19 protein-coding genes and 1 pseudogene are annotated in these 19,666 nt (G+C 72.9%); 15 read left to right on the top strand and 5 right to left on the bottom strand.

Going from position 1 to position 19,666, the window contains the following annotated elements; all coding sequences use genetic code 11:
* A partial coding sequence (locus tag AC2CHE_RS19310) for a MinD/ParA family ATP-binding protein (RefSeq protein WP_484506298.1) occupies positions 1-886 on the top strand: 886 nt, incomplete at its 5' end.
* A gap of 218 nt (positions 887-1,104) precedes the next feature.
* Positions 1,105-2,106 (top strand): DUF2567 domain-containing protein, encoded by a 1,002-nt coding sequence (locus AC2CHE_RS19315; protein WP_484506299.1) that lies wholly within the window; start codon positions 1,105-1,107, stop codon positions 2,104-2,106.
* On the opposite strand, the gene AC2CHE_RS19320 is transcribed toward AC2CHE_RS19315, so the two are convergent.
* Positions 2,018-2,719 carry an LON peptidase substrate-binding domain-containing protein gene (locus AC2CHE_RS19320; RefSeq protein ID WP_484506300.1) on the bottom strand — a complete coding sequence of 234 codons (702 nt, stop codon included), beginning with the start codon at positions 2,717-2,719 and terminating at the stop codon, positions 2,018-2,020. The two genes, AC2CHE_RS19315 and AC2CHE_RS19320, sit on opposite strands and share 89 nt — an antisense overlap.
* Positions 2,720-2,826: 107 nt before the next feature.
* Here AC2CHE_RS19320 and hisD point away from each other — a divergent pair, with 107 nt between their 5' ends.
* The 9 genes and pseudogenes from hisD (at position 2,827) to hisF (ending at position 8,951) form a co-directional block, all read left to right on the top strand.
* On the top strand, positions 2,827-4,185 hold the full coding sequence (gene hisD, locus AC2CHE_RS19325; protein ID WP_484506301.1) for a histidinol dehydrogenase: 1,359 nt from the start codon (positions 2,827-2,829) through the stop codon (positions 4,183-4,185).
* Positions 4,182-4,409, top strand: a pseudogene (locus tag AC2CHE_RS19330) (hypothetical protein); the annotation flags it as partial. The gene hisD and the pseudogene AC2CHE_RS19330, both read left to right, overlap by 4 nt.
* A 71-nt stretch (positions 4,410-4,480) precedes the next feature.
* Positions 4,481-5,092 (top strand): imidazoleglycerol-phosphate dehydratase HisB, encoded by a 612-nt coding sequence (gene hisB / locus AC2CHE_RS19335; protein WP_484506302.1) that lies wholly within the window; start codon positions 4,481-4,483, stop codon positions 5,090-5,092.
* 34 nt (positions 5,093-5,126) lie between these two features.
* A complete protein-coding gene (locus AC2CHE_RS19340; protein WP_484506303.1) occupies positions 5,127-5,300 on the top strand; it encodes a hypothetical protein in 174 nt (57 codons plus the stop codon).
* Positions 5,297-5,968, top strand: a complete 672-nt coding sequence (hisH, locus tag AC2CHE_RS19345; RefSeq protein WP_484506304.1) for an imidazole glycerol phosphate synthase subunit HisH — start codon at positions 5,297-5,299, stop codon at positions 5,966-5,968. The genes AC2CHE_RS19340 and hisH overlap by 4 nt, the downstream gene beginning before the upstream one ends.
* Before the next feature lie 30 nt (positions 5,969-5,998).
* Entirely contained in the window at positions 5,999-6,319 is a 321-nt protein-coding gene (locus AC2CHE_RS19350; RefSeq protein ID WP_484506305.1) for a hypothetical protein, read from the top strand.
* Between the two features lie 22 nt (positions 6,320-6,341).
* Positions 6,342-7,067: a bifunctional 1-(5-phosphoribosyl)-5-((5-phosphoribosylamino)methylideneamino)imidazole-4-carboxamide isomerase/phosphoribosylanthranilate isomerase PriA gene (priA, locus tag AC2CHE_RS19355; RefSeq protein ID WP_484506306.1), complete on the top strand. Its 726-nt coding sequence runs from the start codon at positions 6,342-6,344 to the stop codon at positions 7,065-7,067.
* 50 nt (positions 7,068-7,117) lie between these two features.
* Complete coding sequence (locus AC2CHE_RS19360; RefSeq protein ID WP_484506307.1) at positions 7,118-8,116, top strand: NADP-dependent oxidoreductase; 999 nt, start codon at positions 7,118-7,120, stop codon at positions 8,114-8,116.
* A gap of 67 nt (positions 8,117-8,183) precedes the next feature.
* Positions 8,184-8,951, top strand: a complete 768-nt coding sequence (hisF, locus tag AC2CHE_RS19365) for an imidazole glycerol phosphate synthase subunit HisF (RefSeq protein ID WP_484506308.1) — start codon at positions 8,184-8,186, stop codon at positions 8,949-8,951.
* A gap of 65 nt (positions 8,952-9,016) precedes the next feature.
* On the opposite strand, the gene AC2CHE_RS19370 is transcribed toward hisF, so the two are convergent.
* Positions 9,017-9,478, bottom strand: coding sequence for a hypothetical protein (locus AC2CHE_RS19370; RefSeq protein ID WP_484506309.1), 462 nt, complete (start codon positions 9,476-9,478; stop codon positions 9,017-9,019).
* Between the two features lie 254 nt (positions 9,479-9,732).
* Here AC2CHE_RS19370 and yczR point away from each other — a divergent pair, with 254 nt between their 5' ends.
* Positions 9,733-11,190 (top strand): MocR-like transcription factor YczR, encoded by a 1,458-nt coding sequence (yczR, locus tag AC2CHE_RS19375; protein ID WP_484506310.1) that lies wholly within the window; start codon positions 9,733-9,735, stop codon positions 11,188-11,190.
* Positions 11,191-11,277: 87 nt separating this feature from the next.
* On the opposite strand, the gene AC2CHE_RS19380 is transcribed toward yczR, so the two are convergent.
* The 3 genes from AC2CHE_RS19380 to AC2CHE_RS19390 all read right to left on the bottom strand — a co-directional run bounded on the left by AC2CHE_RS19380 (position 11,278) and on the right by AC2CHE_RS19390 (position 14,924).
* The gene (locus AC2CHE_RS19380) at positions 11,278-13,092 is read right to left on the bottom strand and encodes an AMP-dependent synthetase/ligase (RefSeq protein ID WP_484506311.1); all 1,815 of its coding nucleotides are present in this window, start codon (positions 13,090-13,092) and stop codon (positions 11,278-11,280) included.
* Between the two features lie 139 nt (positions 13,093-13,231).
* Positions 13,232-14,170, bottom strand: coding sequence for a terpene synthase family protein (locus tag AC2CHE_RS19385; protein ID WP_484506312.1), 939 nt, complete (start codon positions 14,168-14,170; stop codon positions 13,232-13,234).
* A 124-nt stretch (positions 14,171-14,294) separates the two neighbouring features.
* Entirely contained in the window at positions 14,295-14,924 is a 630-nt protein-coding gene (locus AC2CHE_RS19390) for a TIGR03085 family metal-binding protein (RefSeq protein ID WP_484506313.1), read from the bottom strand.
* Between the two features lie 178 nt (positions 14,925-15,102).
* Between AC2CHE_RS19390 and AC2CHE_RS19395 the strand changes: the two genes are divergently transcribed.
* The 3 genes from AC2CHE_RS19395 to AC2CHE_RS19405 all read left to right on the top strand — a co-directional run bounded on the left by AC2CHE_RS19395 (position 15,103) and on the right by AC2CHE_RS19405 (position 19,660).
* Complete coding sequence (locus AC2CHE_RS19395) at positions 15,103-16,971, top strand: ABC transporter ATP-binding protein (protein ID WP_484506314.1); 1,869 nt, start codon at positions 15,103-15,105, stop codon at positions 16,969-16,971.
* A gap of 114 nt (positions 16,972-17,085) precedes the next feature.
* Positions 17,086-18,870, top strand: coding sequence for an ABC transporter ATP-binding protein (locus tag AC2CHE_RS19400; RefSeq protein WP_484506328.1), 1,785 nt, complete (start codon positions 17,086-17,088; stop codon positions 18,868-18,870).
* 64 nt (positions 18,871-18,934) lie between these two features.
* Positions 18,935-19,660, top strand: a complete 726-nt coding sequence (locus AC2CHE_RS19405; RefSeq protein ID WP_484506315.1) for a DUF2470 domain-containing protein — start codon at positions 18,935-18,937, stop codon at positions 19,658-19,660.
* Positions 19,661-19,666 lie beyond the last annotated feature (6 nt).

The following is a 19,666-nucleotide window of genomic DNA, read 5'->3' on the forward strand; positions in this document are numbered from 1 at the left end:
GCCGCAGGCCGTGCCGCCACCGGCAACCGTGGCCGGCCGCCCCGGGCGCATCGAGTGGCGTGCGCAGAGCGCCGGCAGCGACCTCGCCCGGGCCGCCGCCGTGCTCCGGCACGACCTGGGCACCCCCCGCGTGATCGCCTTCGCCAATCCGAAGGGCGGGGTGCACAAGACCACGGCCACCGTGTTGGCCGCGGCGACCGTCGGCAGCGTACGCGGCCGTGGCGTTTTGGCCTGGGACGACAACGAGCTACGCGGCACCCTCGGGCTGCGCGCCGGCAGCGCCCGCCACGCCCGTACGATCCGGCACCTGGTCGCCGATCTCGTCCAGATCGAGATCCGGGAGGGTGCCGAGCTGTTGGAGATCCTGGACGACTACCTGCGACACGCCTCCGACGGGTCGTACGACGTGCTCGCCGGCGAGGAGAGCCCCCGGTTCGCCCAACGACTGGACCAGTTCACCGTCAAGCGGGTGTTGGAGCTGCTGCGTCGCACCCACGACGTGATCTGTGTGGACACCGGCAACAACGTGGAGAGCCCGAACTGGCGCACCGTCATGCAGGCCGCCGATCAGCTGGTGGTCACCACGGTGCCCCGCGAGGACGCCGCATTCAGTGCAGACTGGATGCTCGACCTGCTGCACGAGGAGGGGATGGGCCAGCTGGCCGACAACGCCGTGACGCTGATCTCCTGCCCCACCCCGGGCCGGTTGCCGTTGCAGGGCGACCTGGAAAAGCACTTCGCCACCCGGACCCGGGCGGTGACCGTGGTGCCGTACGACCCGGCGCTGGAGACCGGCTCGTCGATCGAGTACAACCAGCTCCAGGGCGAGACCCGACAGGCCTGGATGCGCGCCGCCGCGGCGATGCTGGAGCCGTTCGGCCGCTGAGCCGACCGGCTGGCGGCTGCTGCCGGCAGGCCGCCGGATGTGACTTCCCTCGGAACCATGTCACCGAGACATAATCATGTCGGTGTGACATGGCGGTGTCGGGCAATGCCGCCTCCGGTGAGGTTACGCGTTGTGATCGGCGGGTGTCGGGCAGCTAGCGGTGAGCTGCTGTCGCGACACGGTGTACGACCGACGGCGGTAGCTGCGAGGATCATCGGGTGAGCCCGACCACCCCCGCCGCCGAACCGCCCGCACGGCCGCCGGCTGCCTTCCCGCCGTCGCCGACCGAGCCGACGACCAGCTCGACCAGCCAGCCGGCGGCGGACGCCGCCGGGCCGCCCACCGAGTCGGACACCAGGCCGAGGACGGCCACCGGGCCGCCCGCCGAGGGCGCCGAGTCGCCAGGCGACCCGGCGGCGGGGGCTGCCGTGTCGTCCGCCGAGGCCGCCGAGGCCGCCGAGCCGACCGCGGGGTGGCCGGTCGGGCTTGGCCGCGTGGTGGCGGTCGGTGCGGCGACGGTGCTGGTCCTGGGCCTGCTGGGGGCGCCGCTGGGGTGGCTCTGGGCGGCGGTCGCGCCGGCCACGCCGGTCGTCAAGAGCGGCGACGGCGCGGTCTACGGCCAGGCGCAGCCGGAACAGCCGATCGCCGCAGACGGGTGGTTCAGCCTGCTCGGCCTGGCGTTCGGGGTGCTCACCGCGCTCGCCGTGTGGTTCCTGCTGCGTCGCCACCGGGGACCGGTCGGGCTGGTGGTCGCGGCGGCCGGTGGGCTCGCCGCCGGGTTGGTCGCCTGGCGGGTGGGGCGTCGGGTCGGCCTGGCCAGCTACCAGCGGCTGCTGGACGGCGCCCCGGACGGCACGCGCTTCAGCAAACCGGCCGACCTGCGGGCCGGCGGGATCGAGCTGTTCCTCGGGGGGGTGCTGCCGGTGCCCTACGGCAACCTGCTGCTGCCGGCGTTCGCCGCCGCGGTGACGTACACCCTGTTCGCCGGCTGGTCGCGGTGGCCGTCGCTGCGACCCGAGCCGGAGCCGGACGCGGCCTGGCTCGCCGCGCATCCGCCGCTGCCACCAGGGCCGGCGGGAGGGGCCGGTAGCGGGCCGGCGGGAGGGGCCGGTACGGAGCGGGCGGACGAGGTCAGTTCGGGGCCGGCGGAGGCGAGGCCAGCTCCGCCAGCGGCACCGGAACCGCCCGCACCTGGCGAAGCAGCGCCGCCTCGCGGTTGAGCAGGTGCAGTTCGGCGCGCAGCCGGGCCGCCGTGCCGTCGATGGCGAGTAGTCGCTGGCGGTCGGTCAACGTCAACGCCGCGGTCGCGGCGACCAGGTGGGACAGCACCGTCGGATCTTCGGGCAGTTGCTCGGTGAGCTGACCGTCCTCGGCCCGGATCAGGCCCAGGTACTGCCGGAAGACGGCGATCACCCGGGCCGCCAGCAGGTCGGCGGTTTCGTCCGGGCCGTCCGGCTCGGGCAACCACTGCACCTCGGCGGTCAGGTACGGTGCGGAGTTCCGGTCGACGTCGCCCATCCGGAAGCGACGCCGCCCGACGGTGACGATGTCGAAGCCCCCGTCCTCCAACTCGGTGACCTGCCGCAGCTCGGCGGTGCAACCCACCTCGTGCAGGGTGACCTCGCCGGCACCGGGCAGGTCCTGACCGGCACCGGAGGCGACCTCCCAGCCACTGCGGATGGCCACCACCCCGAACTCGCGCGGTGCGCCCTCGGGCAGCGCGACGAGGTGTCGGACCAGCGCGCGGTAACGCTCCTCGAAGATGTGCAGAGGCAGTACCAGCCCCGGGAAGAGCACCGTGGCGAGCGGGAACACCGGCAGCCGTGCGGTCACGTGATCAAGCGTAGTCCGATCGGCGGGCGTCGGCGTGTCCCGGCTCACCGTCTCGGACAGCGGGCGGCGTCGGTCGGCCCGGCGGACGGCCGCCTAGACTCGCAGGCGTGTTGAACCGGATCGACCTGCGCGGTGGTGCGCGTGACCCGCGCCACCTGCTGCCTCGTGCCCAGCTCGACGTCTCGGTGGCGGTCGAGCGCATCCGCCCGATCGTCGCGGCGGTGCGTGAGCATGGATATCCGGCGGTCCGCGAGGCCAGCGAGCGGTTCGACGGGATCGCCCCCGACGTGCTACGGGTGCCGGTGGAGGCCATCGCGGCGGCGGAGGGCACGCTGGACGGCCAGGTCCGTGCGGCGCTGCTGGAGTCGATCAGCCGGGCCCGGCGGGTGCACGCCGACCAGCGACGGGTCGACCACACCACCCAGGTCGTGCCCGGCGGCACGGTCACCGAGCGGTGGATCCCGGTCGACCGGGTCGGTCTCTACGTCCCCGGTGGGCTGGCGATGTACCCGTCGACCGTGGTGATGAACGTGGTGCCCGCCCAGGCGGCCGGCGTCCGGTCGCTGGTGGTGGTCAGCCCGCCGCAGCAGGACAACGGCGGCCTGCCCGATCCGCGGGTGCTCGCGGCCTGCGCGCTGCTCGGCGTCGACGAGGTGTACGCCGTCGGCGGCGCCCAGGCCGTGGCGATGCTGGCGTACGGCTGTGCCGTCGACGCCGCCGGCAGCGCGCACTGCGCACCGGTCGACACGATCACCGGCCCGGGAAACATCTGGGTCACCGCGGCGAAGCGGCTGCTGCGCGGGGTGGTCGGTATCGACGCGGAGGCCGGCCCGACCGAGATCGCGATTCTGGCCGACGACACCGCCGACCCGGTGCACGTCGCCGCCGACCTGATCAGTCAGGCCGAGCACGACCCCCTCGCGGCCAGTGTGCTGGTCACCCCGTCGGTAGCCCTGGCCGATGCGGTGGACCGGGAGCTGGCCCGACTGGTGCCGGCCACCAAGCACGCCGAGCGGGTCGGCGCCGCGCTGGGCGGCGAGCAGAGCGGCGTGGTGCTGGTCGACGACCTGACGGCGGGCCTGCGGGTGGTCGACGCGTACGCGGCGGAGCACCTGGAGATCCAGACCGTCGACGCCCGGCAGTGGGCGATGCGGGTACGTAATGCCGGCGCGGTCTTCGTGGGCGCGTACTCGCCGGTGTCGCTGGGCGACTACTGCGCCGGCTCCAACCACGTGCTGCCCACCGGGGGATGCGCCCGGCACTCGTCCGGGCTGTCGGTGCAGTCGTTCCTGCGCGGCGTGCACGTGGTGGAGTACACCGAGGAGGCGCTGCGGGAGGTCGCCGGCCACGTGGTGACCCTGGCGAACGTGGAGGACCTGCCGGCGCACGGCGAGGCGGTCGCCGCCCGGTTCCCCGGTGCTCACCGGGACCCGGCTTCCCCGACGCCGACCGGGGCAACCACATGATCGGGTTGGCCGACCTGCCGATCCGGGACGATCGGCGAGGGCTGTCGCCGTACGGTGCGCCGCAGCTCGACGTGCCGGTGCGGCTGAACACCAACGAGAACAACGCGCTCGGGTTCACCCCGGCGTACTCGATGCATCCGCTGCTGGCGCTCGGCACGGGCACCCGGTGGGTGCCGCTCGGCACGGGCACCCGGTGGGTGCCGGTCCCTCGGGGAGCCGACTTCCTCGCCGCCGTGGACAGTATTCAGCGCGAGGGATCCATCGCCCCGCAGCCGCTACCGATGAAAGGCAGATCATGAGCCGGACCGCCCGGGTGGAGCGGATCACCAAGGAGACCAAGGTTTTGGTCGAGGTCGACCTCGACGGGACCGGAGTGGCCGAGATCGGCACCGGGGTCGGTTTCTACGACCACATGCTGCACCAGATCGCCCGGCACGGCGGCTTCGACCTGACCGTCCGTACCGTGGGCGACCTGGAGATCGACGCGCATCACACGATGGAGGACACCGCGCTGGCCCTCGGCGCCGCCTTCGACCAGGCGTTGGGCGACAAGGCGGGCATCCGCCGGTACGGTTCGGCCACCGTGCCGATGGACGAGGTGCTGGTGCGGGCCGCCGTCGACCTCTCCGGCCGGCCGTACGTGGTGCACGACGAGCCGCCCCTGACGCCGTACATCGGCCCGGTGTATCCGACCAGCATGACCCGGCACATCTGGGAGTCCTTCGGCCAGGCGGCCCGGATCACGCTGCACGTGGACGTGTTGCGGGCGGCCCGGCCCGGCGGGCACCCGGACGCCCACCACGTGGTCGAGGCGCAGTTCAAGGCGGTGTCCCGGGCGCTGCGGGAGGCCACCGCGGTGGACCCGACGGCGGGCGGGGCGATTCCCAGCACCAAGGGGGCGTTGTGACGGGCCCGGGTACGCCGCGACGGAGGTGTCGCCGGTGAGCGGCATCCTGCCCACGTTGCTGCTGATCCTGGCCGGCGTGCTGGTCGGCGGGGCATTGTCCCTGCGTCGGCAGGGTGCGCCCCGCGGCGCGGTGGTGGTCACCGCGCTGCTGGCCGTGCTGGCCACCGTCGCGGGGGTGCTCTGGCTGCTGCCGGGGGACGGGTCATGACCGGCCGGCCCGACGGCGGGGCCGCTCCGGGCGGGCGACGTCGGATCGTGGTGCTCGACTACGGCTCGGGTAACCTGCGCTCCGCCGAGCGGGCGCTGGCCGCGGCCGGTGCCGACGTGCTGGTCACCGGTGATCTCGCCGCCGCGGCCGACGCCGACGGTCTGGTGGTTCCCGGAGTGGGCGCCTTCGCCGCCTGTGTGGCCGGCATCGAGGCGATCGGCGCCGGGCCGGTGATCGCCGGGCGGGTCGCCGCCGGCCGTCCGGTGCTGGGCATCTGTGTCGGCATGCAGATCCTCTTCGAGTCCGGTGACGAGCACGGAGTGGTGACCAAGGGACTGGGCCTGCTGCCGGGCTCGGTCACCCGGCTCGCCGCCGCCCGGCTGCCGCACATGGGCTGGAACACCGTGCAGGCGCCGGTCGGTTCGGTGCTCTTCGCCGGGCTGCCCGCCGACAGCCGGTACTACTTCGTCCACTCGTACGCGGTGGGCGATCCCGCCGCGTTGACGGCGTCCGGGGCCCGGGTGACCACGGCCCACCACGACTGCGACTTCGTCGCGGCGGTGGAACGCGGCGTGCTGTCGGCCGCCCAGTTCCACCCCGAGAAGTCCGCCGACACCGGTGCCGCGTTGCTGCGCAACTGGCTGGCCACCGTGCCCGCCGGTGGTTGAGCCGGTGGGGCACACCTGCCGGGAGGCACCGTGAGCAGGGAACGGGCCCAGCGCCGGGCGGCCCGCGAGGCGGAGGCGGCCCGGCAGCGGGTGCTACGCGAGCGGGCCACCGCCCGTCGGGCCCGCCGTCGGGCGCTGGTCCGCCGGGTGGTGCCGACGGTGCGTCGTGGCCGTACCGGCCGGTTGTCGAGATACTCCCGGGGTGAGCGGGCCGCGATCGTGGCGCTCACCCTGGCCGCGATCACCCTCATCTGGGTGCTCGTGCCCGATCTGGCGCTGCGGGTCGGGCTGATCCTGCTACTGCTGCTCGTCCTGCCGGTGATCGTGGTGATCGCCCTGGACCGCCGTTGACCATCCGAGAGGGACAAGACACATGAGCCTCACCCTGTTGCCCGCCGTGGACGTCGCCGACGGCCAGGCCGTCCGGCTCGTGCAGGGCGCCGCGGGCAGCGAGACCACCTACGGCGACCCGCTGGAGGCCGCGCTGGCGTGGCAGCGTGACGGCGCCGAGTGGATCCATCTGGTCGATCTCGACGCCGCGTTCGGTCGGGGCAGCAACGCCGGGCTGCTCGCCGAGGTGGTCCGCCGCCTCGACGTACGGGTTGAGCTGTCCGGCGGCATCCGGGACGACGCCTCGCTACGTGCCGCGCTGGCCACCGGTGCCGAGCGAGTGAACATCGGCACCGCCGCGCTGGAGGATCCGCAGTGGTGCGACCGGGTCTGCGCGGAGTACGGCGACCGGGTCGCGATCGGGCTGGACGTGCGGGGCCGGACCCTGGCGGCCCGGGGCTGGACCCGTGACGGCGGCGACCTGTACGAGGTGCTGGAGCGGCTCGACAAGGCCGGCGCTTCGCGGTATGTGGTCACCGACATCACCAAGGACGGCACCATGCGCGGGCCGAACCTGGACCTGCTGCGCGAGGTGTGTGCCCGTACCGGCGCCCCGGTGATCGCCTCCGGCGGCGTCTCCACCCTGGACGACCTGCGGGCGCTGGCCACTCTGGAGTCGGTCGGCGTGGAGGGGGTCATCGCCGGCAAGGCGCTCTACGCGGAGGCGTTCACCGTGGCTCAGGCCCTCGCGGTGCTGGCCAACCCGTGACCCCCGGCCGCACCGTGCCATCGCCCCGACGGCAGACAAAGGACACTCCTGTGCCCACCAACCGTGAGATCCAGCTGGTCTCGCGCCCGCAGGGCTGGCCCACCGAGGACACCTTCCGGCTCGTCACCGCCGAGGTGCCCCCGCCCGGCCCGGGGCAGCTGCTGGTCCGCAACCGGTACATGTCGGTGGACCCGTACATGCGCGGGCGGATGAACGACGTGCGGTCCTACGTGCCACCGTTCGCCCTGGACGCGCCGCTGGACGGCGGGGCAGTCGGCGAGGTGGTCAGTGGCGAGGCCGACGGGTTCGCCCCGGGCGACACCGTGCTGCACGGTCTCGGCTGGCGGGACTACGCGCTGGTCGAGGCGAAGGCCGCCCGGAAGGTCGAGCCGGGTCTCGCGCCGGTGACCGCGTACCTCGGTGTGCTCGGGATGACCGGGCTGACCGCGTACGCCGGGCTGCTGGAGGTGGCCGCGATGCGTCCGGGCGAGACGGTCTTCGTCTCCGGGGCGGCCGGCGCGGTCGGCAGCATGGTCGGCCAGATCGCCCGGCTCCGCGGCGCGGGCCGGGTGGTGGGCAGCGCCGGTTCGGCGGCCAAGGTCGAGCGACTGCGGGCGCTCGGCTTCGACGCGGCGTTCGACTACCACGACGGCCCGGTACGCGACCTGCTGCGGGCCGCCGCTCCCGACGGCGTCGACGTCTACTTCGACAACGTCGGCGGCGAACACCTGGAGGCGGCCATCTCGTCGATGAACCTGCACGGTCGGGCGGCGATCTGCGGCATGATCGCGCAGTACAACGACACCGAGGCGCCGGCCGCCCCGCGCAACCTGGCCCAGGTGATCGGCAAGCGGCTGACCCTGCGCGGCTTCCTGGTGAACGATCACGGCCACCTGCGGGAGCAGTTCGTGCGGGAGGTCTCCGGCTGGCTGCGCGAGGGCACCCTTGCCTACGACGAGACGATCGTCGACGGCCTGGAGAACGCCCCGGCGGCCTTCCTCGGCCTGCTGCGGGGAGAGAACCTCGGCAAGATGCTGGTGCGGCTGTGACCGGCGGCGCAGGTCGTCGGGTCGTGCGGGGTGCCGGGCGTCGTGCGGGCGGCGATAGGCTCGTCGCATGACGGTGGCGGTGCGGGTGATCCCCTGCCTCGACGTGGACGCGGGACGGGTGGTCAAGGGCGTCAACTTCGTCGACCTGCGGGACGCGGGCGACCCCGTCGAGCTGGCTGCCGCGTACGACCGGGCGGGCGCCGACGAGTTGACCTTCCTCGACGTCACCGCGTCGTCGAGCGACCGGGGCACGATGCTCGACGTGGTGCGGCGTACGGCGGAGTCGGTCTTCATCCCGCTGACCGTCGGCGGCGGGGTACGGACGGTGACGGACGTGGACACCCTGCTGCGCGCGGGCGCCGACAAGATCGGGGTCAACACGGCGGCGATCGCCCGCCCGGAGTTGCTCGCGGAGATCGCGGAGCGGTTCGGTCGGCAGGTGCTGGTGCTTTCGCTCGACGTGCGGCGAGCACCGGCGGGCGCCACTGCCAGTGGCTTCGAGGTGACCACCCACGGCGGGCGGCGCGGCACCGGGCTGGACGCCGTGGAATGGGCGTGCCGCGGCGCCGAGCTGGGCGCGGGTGAGATCCTGCTCAACTCGATGGACGCCGACGGCACGAAGGCCGGGTTCGATCTGGAGCTCATCGGCGCGGTACGCCGGGTCGTCGACGTGCCGGTGGTGGCGAGTGGGGGTGCCGGTGAGGCGGCCCATTTTCCTCCGGCGATCGGTGCCGGCGCCGACGCGGTGCTGGCCGCCAGTGTGTTCCACTTCGGGGAGCTGACCGTGGCGGAGGTCAAGGACGTGCTGCGCGGCGCCGGTCACCCGGTGCGCTGACGCCGGGGGGCGGGGCACAGTGGCCGGCGGGCGTATCCGGACGGCCGCAGCGGACGGCGCGGCGGTCAGCCGCGGCCGGAGTGTCCCTCCGGGGAGCGCCGGGGCGTCGGGATGGATCGCACCAGGTACTCCTGCACGGCGGCGGCGTGCTCCTGCTCGTCGAGGTGCCAGTCTGCGGTGCCGGGCGCGTGCCGGCGGCTGAGCACGCCCTGCACGGTGTCGACGGTGGTGGCCAGCCCGGCGCTGGGTCGTGAGCGCCACAGGTGCTCGCCGTCGGGCGTGATCCGGAACCAGCCGTCGGAGACGTCGACCAGCCCGGCGCCGAGCAGCCGACGGATCGCCTTCTCGATGTCGTGCCGATCGGGGATGCTGCGGTCGAGATGGTCGGCCGTGGAGAGCACGTCGGCGAGGCGTACTCCCTCGGGGCGGCGGGTGGTCGTGGACCGTCGGTGGCGTCCGGCGCCGCTGGCGATCACCAGCGAGACGAAGATCCATGCGTCGGTACGACGCCAGGCGTTGTCCCCCATGCGGAGATTCTGCCGGGCGACCCGGCTCCAGGAAAACACCGACCGTCGCATTGCGACCGTGAGTGGCATCATGGTTGCCGTCAGTCGATGCGGGTGGACGGGATCGATCCGATCCGGTATGTGTCGCTGGCGCTCGGTGCTCGTCAGGCCGCCGGAACCGGCTCGGCCCGTGCCGGAGGTTGCCAATCATTGCCACGCATGCCACCCTGGGTGCCAATTGGCCTCGCGATAGAGCCAATACGGGGAGAGTGGCCATGGTCAGTCAGGTGCGTGGGGTCCAATTGGCTCGGCTGCTCGGGCAGTGGCACGCCCTGCCCGGCCGGCGACGCAGCCCCGACTACGCCGCGCTGGCCGGGGCGGTACGCGGTCTGCTCGCCGACGGGCGGCTACCCCTCGGCGTACGCCTGCCGGCCGAACGCGACCTGGCCGAGGCGCTGCGGATCAGCCGTACCACCGTCACGGCCGCGTACCGCGAGTTGCGCGACAGCGGGCACCTGGCCAGCCGGCGGGGTGCCGGAAGCTGGACGATGCTGCCGGGGACGCACCGGGTGGCGCCCAACGGCCTCTGGATCCCGTTGGACGACCGGGACATGCTCGACCTCGGGGTGGCGGCGTTGGCCGCCCCGCCCGAGCTGCTGCCGGCGGCCCGCGCGGCGGCCGAGGACCTGCCCCGCTACCTCACCGGCGCCGGATACCACCCGATCGGCATCATCGAGCTGCGGGAGGCGGTCGCCCAGCGGTACACCGAGCGGGGCCTGCCCACCTCACCCGACCAGATCATGGTCACCAACGGCACCCAGCACGCGCTGGACCTGGTGCTGCGGCTGGCGCTGGCGCCCGGTGGCGGGGTGCTCGTCGAGTCACCGAGCTACCCCAACGCGCTCGCCGCGCTCGCCGCCCGACGAGCCCGGATCACCACGTACGGCCTGGCCGCCGATGCCGACGGTTGGGACGCGGACCTGCTGCTGGGCACGCTGCGGCAGGTGCGGCCCCGGGTCGGTTACCTGATCCCGGACTTCCAGAATCCGACCGGCCACCTGATGTCGGTCGAGCTGCGGGAACGGCTGGTGGCCACCGCGCACGCGGTCGGCACCGATCTCGTGATCGACGAGTCGTTCGTGGACCTGCCGCTGGACGGGACGGACCTGCCGCCGCCGACGGCGAGCTTCGATCGGCACTCCCGGGTGGTAAGCGTCGGCGGCATGAGCAAGCCATTCTGGGGCGGGCTGCGGATCGGCTGGATCCGCACCTCGGCGCCGCAGGTGCAGCGGCTGGCCGCGACGCGGGTGGGGGTGGACATGTCCAGCCCGGTGCTGGACCAGCTGGTCGCGGTGCACCTGCTGGACGTGGCACCGGCCATCGTGGCCGCTCGGCGGGCGCAACTGGCCGTGCAGCGTGACGCGTTGCTCGGCGCGCTGGCCGCCCGGCTGCCGGAGTGGCGGGTCACCGTGCCGCGTGGCGGGGTGACGCTCTGGGTGGAGCTGGACGGGCCGGTCTCCAGCGCCCTGGCGCGGGCCGCCGATGAGGTCGGTGTACGCCTGGCGCCCGGACCCCGCTTCGGCCTCGACGGAACGCTGGAGCGCTTCCTGCGGCTGCCGTTCACCCTGCCGGCCACCGACCTGGTCGAGGCGGTCGGGCGGATCGCGGCGGTCCGGTACGACCTGGACCGGGCGGGGCAGCCCCGCTGGCGCGAGCCGAGCGTCATCGCCTGAGCGGCCGACTCGCCGCCGTCCGCGGCGAGACACGGATCGTCCCCGCACCCCGGGGAGGGACGGGTGCGGGGCCGCCGCGACGGGCTGTCAGATCTCGGCGATGGTGCCGGCGTACATCTTGTCGATCTCGTCGGAGAAGTTGCTCTCCACGCTGCGACGCTTGATCTTGAGCGACGGGGTGATCTCGCCGTCCTCGATGGTCAGGTCGCGCGGCAGGATGGTCACCTTCTTGATGGTCTCCCAGCGGTTCAGCTTCTGGTTGAGCTGGGCGACGTACTCCTCCACCATGGCCTGGGCCTCGGGCGAGGCGACGACCTCGGCGTACGGGCGACCTTCCAGCGGGGTGCCGGCCGCCCAGCCGGTGATCGCGTCCGGGTCCAGCGTCACCAGCATGGTGCAGTAGTTGCGCGCCTGGCCGATCACCACGACCTGCGAGGTGTACGGGCAGGTGGCCTTGAACATGCCCTCGATGTGCGACGGCGCGACGTACTTGCCGCCGGAGGTCTTGACCAGGTCCTTCTTGCGGTCGGTGATGCGCAGGTAACCGTCGTCGCCGAGGCTGCCGATGTCGCCGGTACGGAAGAAACCGTCCTCGGTGAACGAGGCGGCCGTCTCCTCGGGCAGGTTGTGGTAGCCCCGCATCACCGGCCGGCCCCTGAGCAGGATCTCGCCGTCGGTGTCGACGCGGCACTCGAGGTCGCCCATGGCCTTGCCCACGGTGCCGATCCGCAGACCGTCGGGCGGATTGACGAAGTTGCCGGCGCTGGTCTCGGTCAGCCCGTAGGCCTCGTAGATCGGCAGGTTCGCCGCGGCGAAGAAGGTGGCGATCTCCGGGCTGAGCGGGGCGGCGCCGGAGACCAGCAACCGGATCCGGCCACCGAGCCGGGCCTGGAGCTTGCTGAAGACCAGTTTCTCCGCCAGCGCGTACTTGACCTTCAACCCGCCCGGCACCGGCTTGCCGGCCTGCTCCAGGGCGACCTTCTCCTTGCCGACCTCCACGGCCCAGGCGAAGATCTTGGCCTTGGCCCCACCGGCGCCCTGTGCGGTGGTGACCGACTTGTTGTACACCTTCTCGAAGACCCGGGGTGCGCCGCACATCACGGTCGGGCGGACCACCGAGAGCAGCTCGACGAGCTTGTCGACCCGGCCGTCGATGTAGGTGGGCAGGCCGACGTGCGTGGCGCCGCAGAGCAGCGTCTTGCCGAACGAGTGGGCCAGCGGCAGCCAGAGATACTGTAGGTCGCCATCGCGGAGCGACTCCTCCTGCGCCACGCCCTCCCAGCACCAGCCGCCGTGCAACAGCTCGACGCCCTTCGGGCGGCCGGTGGTGCCGGAGGTGTAGATCAGCGTGGCCAGATGCTCCAGGCCGATGTCGGCGACCAGGCGCTCGATCAGCTCCGGGTCCTCGGCGAGCCGCTGGGCCCCCTGCTCCTCCAGTTCGGCGAGGGCCAGTTGGGGCACGGTCGCGGACGGGTCGGGGGCGCCGTCGAAGAGAACCACGTGGGTCAGCGCGGGCAGTTCCGCCCCAGCGATCTTGGTCGCCTGGTCCGGGTTCTCCGCGAACAGCACCTTGGAGCCGGAGTCGGAGAGGATGTAGGTGGCGTCCTCGGGCTCCGTGGTCGGGTAGACGGTGGTCGTGGCGCCGCTGGCGCACATGATGCCGAAGTCGGCGATCACCCACTCGATCCGGGTGGTCGCCAGGATCGCGACCCGGTCCTCCCGACCGACGCCCAATCCGTGTAGGCCGGCGGCGATCGCTGTGGCCCGCTGGGAGACCTGAGCCCAGGTGAGCCAGACCGGTCCGTCCGGGCCGGGGTGGGCAAAGGCGTGGCGGTCGGGGGACGCCGCGACGCGCTTGAGGAACATGTCAGGAATGGAGCTGTACGGTACATCGAGAGCCATCGCTGTAGCCGCCTTCGGAGGGGTGGAGGCGTGACGGTCGTCACGGTCGGTGTCAGTTACCGAAGGGTATTGCCTGTCCCCGGGCGTCGGCTAGCCCTGACGATCATCCATCAGCCTCGTCCCGCGAAAGGCCCTCGTCTCACTCGTAGCGCGCCGCCGCCCGCGACCAGTCGTAGGTGGCCCGGATCCAGTTTCGCCGGGTGTCCAACGCTGGGCGGACCGCGTCGCCGTGGCTGGCCAACAGATCGGTCTCGGCCGCCAGGTACGCCCCGAGTCGATCGTTGAACCGGTCGGCGGCGGCCCGTAGCGCCGCCGACTCGTCACCGGTCTCCCGGGTCAGCACCGTGATCAGGTTGTGTGCGTCCGGCCCGCCCTGATGCTCCTTGCGGTAGGAGAAGACGTCGTTGCACCAGCAGATGAGGTCGGCGGCCAGCACCTCCAGGGTGGCCCACCCGGGGTCGGCTCTGCGTACGGCCGACGGAAAGCCGTCCAGCGCCAGGTCGGTCAGGGTGAGGCTGGGGTACACGGCGCCGGTGTGCCGGCGCATCTGGACGTACTCGTCGATCGGCGGGACCCGCTCGTGCTCCCGGTTCGCCGCCTCCCACAGCAGCGCGAGCAGGTACTCGCGCATCCCTGCGACGAATCGAAGCAGCACCGCCGGACGCCGGTGGCCGCGCACCCGCTGGCACAGATCGGCCAGGCCGAGTGCCAGCGTCCCGGCCGCTCCGGGCGGCACCGGGCCCGGCGCGCCCTGGCGGTCCAGCACGTCCAGCAGCGCGGCCACGGTCGGTGCGAGCAGGGTGGGCTCGGCGCCCAGCCCGTCCTCGTCGCAGGCGTCGTCCATCACGAACAGCCAGGAGATCAGGTCGGTCAGAAGGCGCAGGCGCTCCGGTGGTGCCTGCGGGCAGGCCCGCCCGGCGAGCCCGGCGGCATCCGCCCGGTGCAGCCGCTGCCCGTTACTGATCAGGCCCAGCTCCTGCGCCCAGTCCGCGCTCTCCCGGGCCACGCGCTCGGTGTCCTCGTGCCGGTCACCGGCGAACGGAGGCTCGCGCAGGGCCGAGACCACAAAGCTTCGCATCGCGCTCCCTGTTGCCGCCCCCCCCACGAGGCGGCGCGGGTCAGCGTACGGGAGCCCTGATGCCGGCCGGTCGATACAGCGAGTAACGTTTCGGATTTGGCCGTGACCGGTTCCGCACAGACGGTTAGAAGCCCAGGCTGGCGGTGCGGAGCCGGTCGGCCAGGGCCGGCGTGCCGTCGAGTTGCACCCGCGCCGCACGTTGCCGGCCGGACAGGAACAGGGCCAGCTCACCGGGCGTGCCGACCAGCCGCAGCGGATCACCGCCACGGCCGGTGGCCACCTCGCCGTGGCCGGGCGCCTGCACCAGCACCTGGGCCGGGAAGCGGCGCAGCGCCAGTCGACTCAGCGTCGACACGCGTCGCCAGAGCCCCCGCTCCAATCCCACCGGCAACTCCCGGGGCTGCCAGCCGGCCCGGGCGCGGCGTACGTCCTCGTGGTGGATGAAGAACTCCAGCGTGTTGGTCAGCTCGTCGGTCAGCGGGTTGCTGACCGGGCTCCACAGCGGAGGACGTCGCACCTGGCCCAGCAGCTCGGTCCAGTCGAGGGCGGCGACCTGACGCCGCACCCGCTCGGCGTACCCGCTCAGGGGTGGCAGGACGAGGCCCGCTGCGGCGTCCGGACGACGCTCCCGAACCACCAGGTGGGCGGCGAGGTCACGGATCGTCCAGCCCTCATTGAGGGTCGGGGCGTCCGGACCCAGGGCGGACATCAGCTCGGTGAGCGCCTCGCGCTCCGATCGGGCGTACCGCGGCATGGCAGTGATCGTAAGCCGGTGCGGCTCAGCTCGCGTCCCGAGCCCACCGCGGGAGGCTGGTCCTCGGGGTGACGTCGGATCCGCGGGGTGACGTCGGACATATCGCCGGGGGTCGGCGTACCGGGCCGGTAGCGGTGAGGATGAGAGAGGATTGTGGCGGCTTACGGCGGGGGAGAATGTGGCGAGCGGGACTAGTCGGGACGTGCTCGGTCGCGGGCTGACCGTCCTCGGGCGGGCCATCCGGGAACAACCGAGGATCTTCGCGGTCGCGGTGACCGGCAGCGTGCTGTTCGGTCTGATGGTGGTCGCCAGCGCGTTCGTGGTCGGCGCGGTCGTCGGTGATGTGGTGGTGCCGGCCGTCGAGACCGGTTCGGTGGCGGTGGGCGCGTTGGCGCTGGCCGCCGCGGCACTGCTCGGGCTGAGTGCGCTGCGGGTGGTCGGCATCTTCGGTCGCCGACTCGGCGCCGGCTACATGCAGTTTCGCCTGCAGGCCGCCTACCGCCGTCGGGTCACCCGCCGGTACCTGGAACTGCCGCTGTCCTGGCACCACCGCAACGCGACCGGCACGCTGCTGTCCAACGCGAACTCCGACGTCGAGGCCGCCTGGCAGCCGATCGCGCCGCTGCCCTTCGCGGTGGGCACGCTGGTGATGCTGATCGGCGCGGTGACGTCGCTGTTCGCCGTCGACTGGGCGCTGGCGCTGGTCGGGCTGACCGTCTTCCCGGCCCTGTTCGCGCTCAACGTGGCGTACTCCCGCCGGATGGCCCCACGCCAGGCGCGGGCGCAGCGGCTGCGCGCCGAGGTCAGCGGCATCGCGCACGAGAGCTTCGACGGCGCGCTGGTGGTCAAGACGATGGGTCGGGAGGCCCAGGAGGCCACCCGGTTCGCGGCGCGGGCCGGCCAGTTGCGCGACGCGCTGATCTCGGTCGGTCGGCTGCGTGGCATCTTCGACCCGCTGCTGGAGACGCTGCCCAGCCTCGGCACCCTCGCGGTGCTGGTGGTCGGCGCGTACCGGCTGCGGCAGGGCGCCATCGAGGTGTCCGAGCTGGTCAGCGTGGCCTTCCTCTTCACCGTGCTGGCATTCCCGGTGCGGGCCATCGGCTGGGTGCTGGCCGAACTGCCGCGCAGCGTCGCCGGCTGGGACCGGATCCGCCGGGTGCTCGACGCCACCGGCGAGATGCCGTACGGCGACAGCCGGCCGGACCCGGCCGTGGCGACGCCGGCCACGCTCACCTTCACCGACGTCGGCTTCGCCTACGAACCCGCGGAGGCGCACCTGCCCGGCGCCGAGGTGCTGGGCGAGGTCACCTTCACCGTGCCGGCCGGGAAGACCGTCGCCCTGGTCGGGCCGACCGGCGCCGGCAAGTCCACCGTCACCGCGCTGGCGGTCCGGCTGGTCGATCCACGGTCGGGCACGGTCAGCATCGACGGCGTGGATGTCCGCGACCTGGCCGCGGACGTGCTCGCCGGTACCGCCGCGCTGGTCGCCCAGGTGCCGTTCGTCTTCGACGACACCGTGCGGGCCAACGTGTCGCTGGACCGCCCCGGCGTCGACGACGAGGCCGTCTGGGCCGCGCTCCGGTTGGCCGAAGCCGACGGATTCGTCGCCGCCCTGCCCGACGGGCTGGACACCATGGTCGGCGAGCGGGGCACCTCCCTCTCCGGCGGCCAGCGGCAGCGACTCACCCTTGCCCGGGCGTTGGCGGGCCGTCCCCGCCTGCTGGTGCTCGACGACGCGACGAGTGCGATCGATCCCCGGGTGGAGGCCGCCATCCTTGCCGGCCTGCGCTCGGCCGCCAGCGGTGGCCCGGGCGCGTCGATCCTGGTGGTGGCCTACCGGCGGGCGACCATCGCCCTCGCCGACGAGGTCGTCTACCTGGAGCAGGGGCGGGTGGTGGCCCGGGGCACCCACAGCACGCTGCTGGCCACGGTGCCGGGCTACGCCGATCTGGTCACCGCCTACGAGCAGGCCGAGGTCGACCACGACCGACAGCGCACGTACGACGAGGTCACCCCGATGACCTCCGGACTGGAGGTGGACCGGTGAGCGCGAGGAGTGAGCTTGCGAGCCCCGCAGTCGCGAACGAGAGGGTGGCCCGGTGAGCGCGAGGAGTGAGCTTGCGAGCCCCGCAGTCGCGAGCGGAGGGTGGGCCCGGTGAGTGTGGGCTCGGTACGGGGCGGCGAGGCGCCGGAGCAGACCGAGTCGACGTGGCGGACGCTGCGTCGGGGGCTGTCACTCTCCCCGGAGCTGCGGGTCGGGCTGGCCGGCACCGTCGGTCTGGCGCTGGTGTACATGGTCGGCCGGGTGGCCGTGCCGGTGGCGGTGCAGCAGGGCATCGACCGGGGTATCGCGGGCGGGTTGGACCTGGACGCGTTGTTCGTCGTGGTCTCGGTCACCGCGGCGGTGCTGGTGGTGACCACGACCTGTGGCTACCTGATGATGCGCCGACTGTTCACGGTCAGCGAGACGGCGCTGGCGGGGGTACGGGTACGCGCCTTCCGGCACGTGCACGACCTGTCGATGCTGCACCAGCAGTCGGAGCGGCGCGGTTCACTGGTCTCCCGGGTCACCAGCGACGTCGACCAGATCACCCAGTTCCTTCAGTGGGGCGGGGTGATCCTGCTGGTCAACCTGGGGCAGTTGGCGGTCACCACGGTCGTGATGCTGGCGTACTCGTGGCAGTTGACGCTTGTGGTGTTCGCCGCCTTCGGGCCGGCGGTGCTGGTTATCCGGCTGCTCCAACGTCGGCTCGCCATGGCGTACGGGGTGGTGCGGCAGCGTACGGGCGCCCTGCTGGCGGCGGTCGGGGAGAGCGTGGTCGGCGCGCCGGTGATCCGGGCGTACGGCATCGCGGGGCGCACTGCCCGGCGGCTGGACGAGGCGATCGACGGCCAGCGGCGGGCGCAGCAGAAGGCGATCCGGATCAGCATTCTCGGTAGCTCGGTCGGTGAGCTGGCCGCCGGCCTGGCGTTGGCAGGTGTGGTGGTGCTGGGGGTGTTTCTCGGTGCTGACCGGACGCTGAGCATCGGTGAGATCACCGCGTTCCTGTTCCTGGTGACGCTCTTCATCCAGCCGGTGCAGATCGCCACCGAGGTGCTCAACGAGGCGCAGAACGCGATCGCCGGCTGGCGTCGGGTGCTCGACGTGCTGGACGTCGAACCGGATGTGGCGGATCCCGGCTCGCAGGGGCGTGAACTGCCCACCGGGCCGCTGGACATCCGTTTCGGCGGCGTACGTTTCGCCTATCCGGGCGGTCCGACGGTGCTGCACGACATCAGCCTGGAGATTCCGGCGAAGAGTCGGGTGGCGGTGGTCGGTGAGACCGGCAGTGGCAAGACCACCTTCGCCAAGCTGCTGACCCGGCTGATGGACCCGACGTCGGGGGCGGTGCTGCTGTCCGGGGTGCCGCTGACCGACGTGCGCTTCGACTCGCTGCGTTCCCGGGTGGTGATGGTTCCGCAGGACGGGTTCCTGTTCGACGCCACGGTGGCCGACAACGTCCGCTTCGCCCGTCCGGAGCTGACCGATGATCAGCTCACCGCCGCCTTCACCGAGCTGGGTCTGGCCGACTGGCTGGACGGGCTGCCCGCCGGACTGTCGACCGGGGTGGGTGAGCGTGGCGAGGCGTTGAGCGTGGGGGAGCGTCAGTTGGTGGCGTTGGCCCGGGCGTACGTGGCCGATCCGGATCTGCTGGTGCTGGACGAGGCGACGAGCGCGGTGGACCCGGCCACCGAGATGCGGTTGCAGCGGACGTTGGACGCGGTGACCCGGGGTCGGACCACCCTGGCGATCGCGCACCGGCTGTCGACCGCGCAGAACGCCGACGAGGTGATCGTGGTGGACCGGGGGCGGGTCGTGCAGCGTGGCTCGCACGACGAGCTGATCCGCGAGCCGGATTCGGTGTACGGGCTGCTCTACGCCTCGTGGCTTGAGCAGACCCGGTAGACGCCGCCGAGCCGATGTCATACCCTCCGAGTTAGGTAAGCCTAACCTCAAAGGAGGTCGTGTCATGCGGCCCAGCCCCGCCGAGATCGTCCGGACCCTGGTTGCCGGCCGGTTGCCCGGCCTCGTACACCTGGCCTGCCGGCCCGGTCTGCACCACGCGCGCCACGCCACCGACGCCGAGGGCCGGGTGCTGCTGCTGGTGCCGGTGGTCAGCGATCTCGCGGCGGCGCTGGGCGCCGAGGACCGGGCCGTCGCGGTGGTGCTCGACGTGCTCGACCTGCCGCCCGCCGCCGGAGCGCCGTCCCTCGGCCGGGCGCTGGTCTCCGGTTGGGCGCGCCGGTTGGCCGGCGACGAGGCACGGGCCGCCGCGGTGGACTTCGCCACGGTGGAGCCCACCGGCGACCTGCTCGACGTCGGCACCCGCTTCCGGCTGTTCCGCTTCGAGGTGGCGGAGGCGCGTTGGCGCCGGGCCGGCGAGTTGCGCCGGATCGACCCTGCCGCGTACGCCGAGGCCGAGCCGGATCCGCTGCACCCGGTCGAGGCGGGGCTGCTCGCCCACCTGGGCGAGGACCACGCCGCGCGGCTCACCGACTACCTGCGCCGGCAGCTCGGCCTGGCCGCCGGTCCGGCCGACCATGCGCCCCGGATCGAGCGGATCGACAGGTACGGGATGCTGGTGGCCTTCGGCCGGCCGGGCGCCCGACGCCGCGCGCGGCTCGCCTTCGGCCGCCGGTTGACCGACCGGGCCGAGCTGACCCGGCTGCTGGCGCCGGTGCTCCGCGCGGGCTGAGAACGA

The sequence above is a fragment of the Micromonospora sp. ATLC16 genome, assembly GCF_057196645.1.

Coding starts and splice junctions, on each gene's coding strand:
- hisB (WP_484506302.1), top strand. CDS start 4,481: ATGAGCCGGACCGCCCGGGTGGAGCGGATCACCAAGGAGACCAAGGTT.
- hisH (WP_484506304.1), top strand. CDS start 5,297: ATGACCGGCCGGCCCGACGGCGGGGCCGCTCCGGGCGGGCGACGTCGG.
- priA (WP_484506306.1), top strand. CDS start 6,342: ATGAGCCTCACCCTGTTGCCCGCCGTGGACGTCGCCGACGGCCAGGCC.
- hisF (WP_484506308.1), top strand. CDS start 8,184: ATGACGGTGGCGGTGCGGGTGATCCCCTGCCTCGACGTGGACGCGGGA.
- AC2CHE_RS19370 (WP_484506309.1), bottom strand. CDS start 9,478: ATGGGGGACAACGCCTGGCGTCGTACCGACGCATGGATCTTCGTCTCG.
- yczR (WP_484506310.1), top strand. CDS start 9,733: ATGGTCAGTCAGGTGCGTGGGGTCCAATTGGCTCGGCTGCTCGGGCAG.
- AC2CHE_RS19380 (WP_484506311.1), bottom strand. CDS start 13,092: ATGGCTCTCGATGTACCGTACAGCTCCATTCCTGACATGTTCCTCAAG.
- AC2CHE_RS19385 (WP_484506312.1), bottom strand. CDS start 14,170: ATGCGAAGCTTTGTGGTCTCGGCCCTGCGCGAGCCTCCGTTCGCCGGT.
- AC2CHE_RS19390 (WP_484506313.1), bottom strand. CDS start 14,924: ATGCCGCGGTACGCCCGATCGGAGCGCGAGGCGCTCACCGAGCTGATG.
- AC2CHE_RS19405 (WP_484506315.1), top strand. CDS start 18,935: ATGCGGCCCAGCCCCGCCGAGATCGTCCGGACCCTGGTTGCCGGCCGG.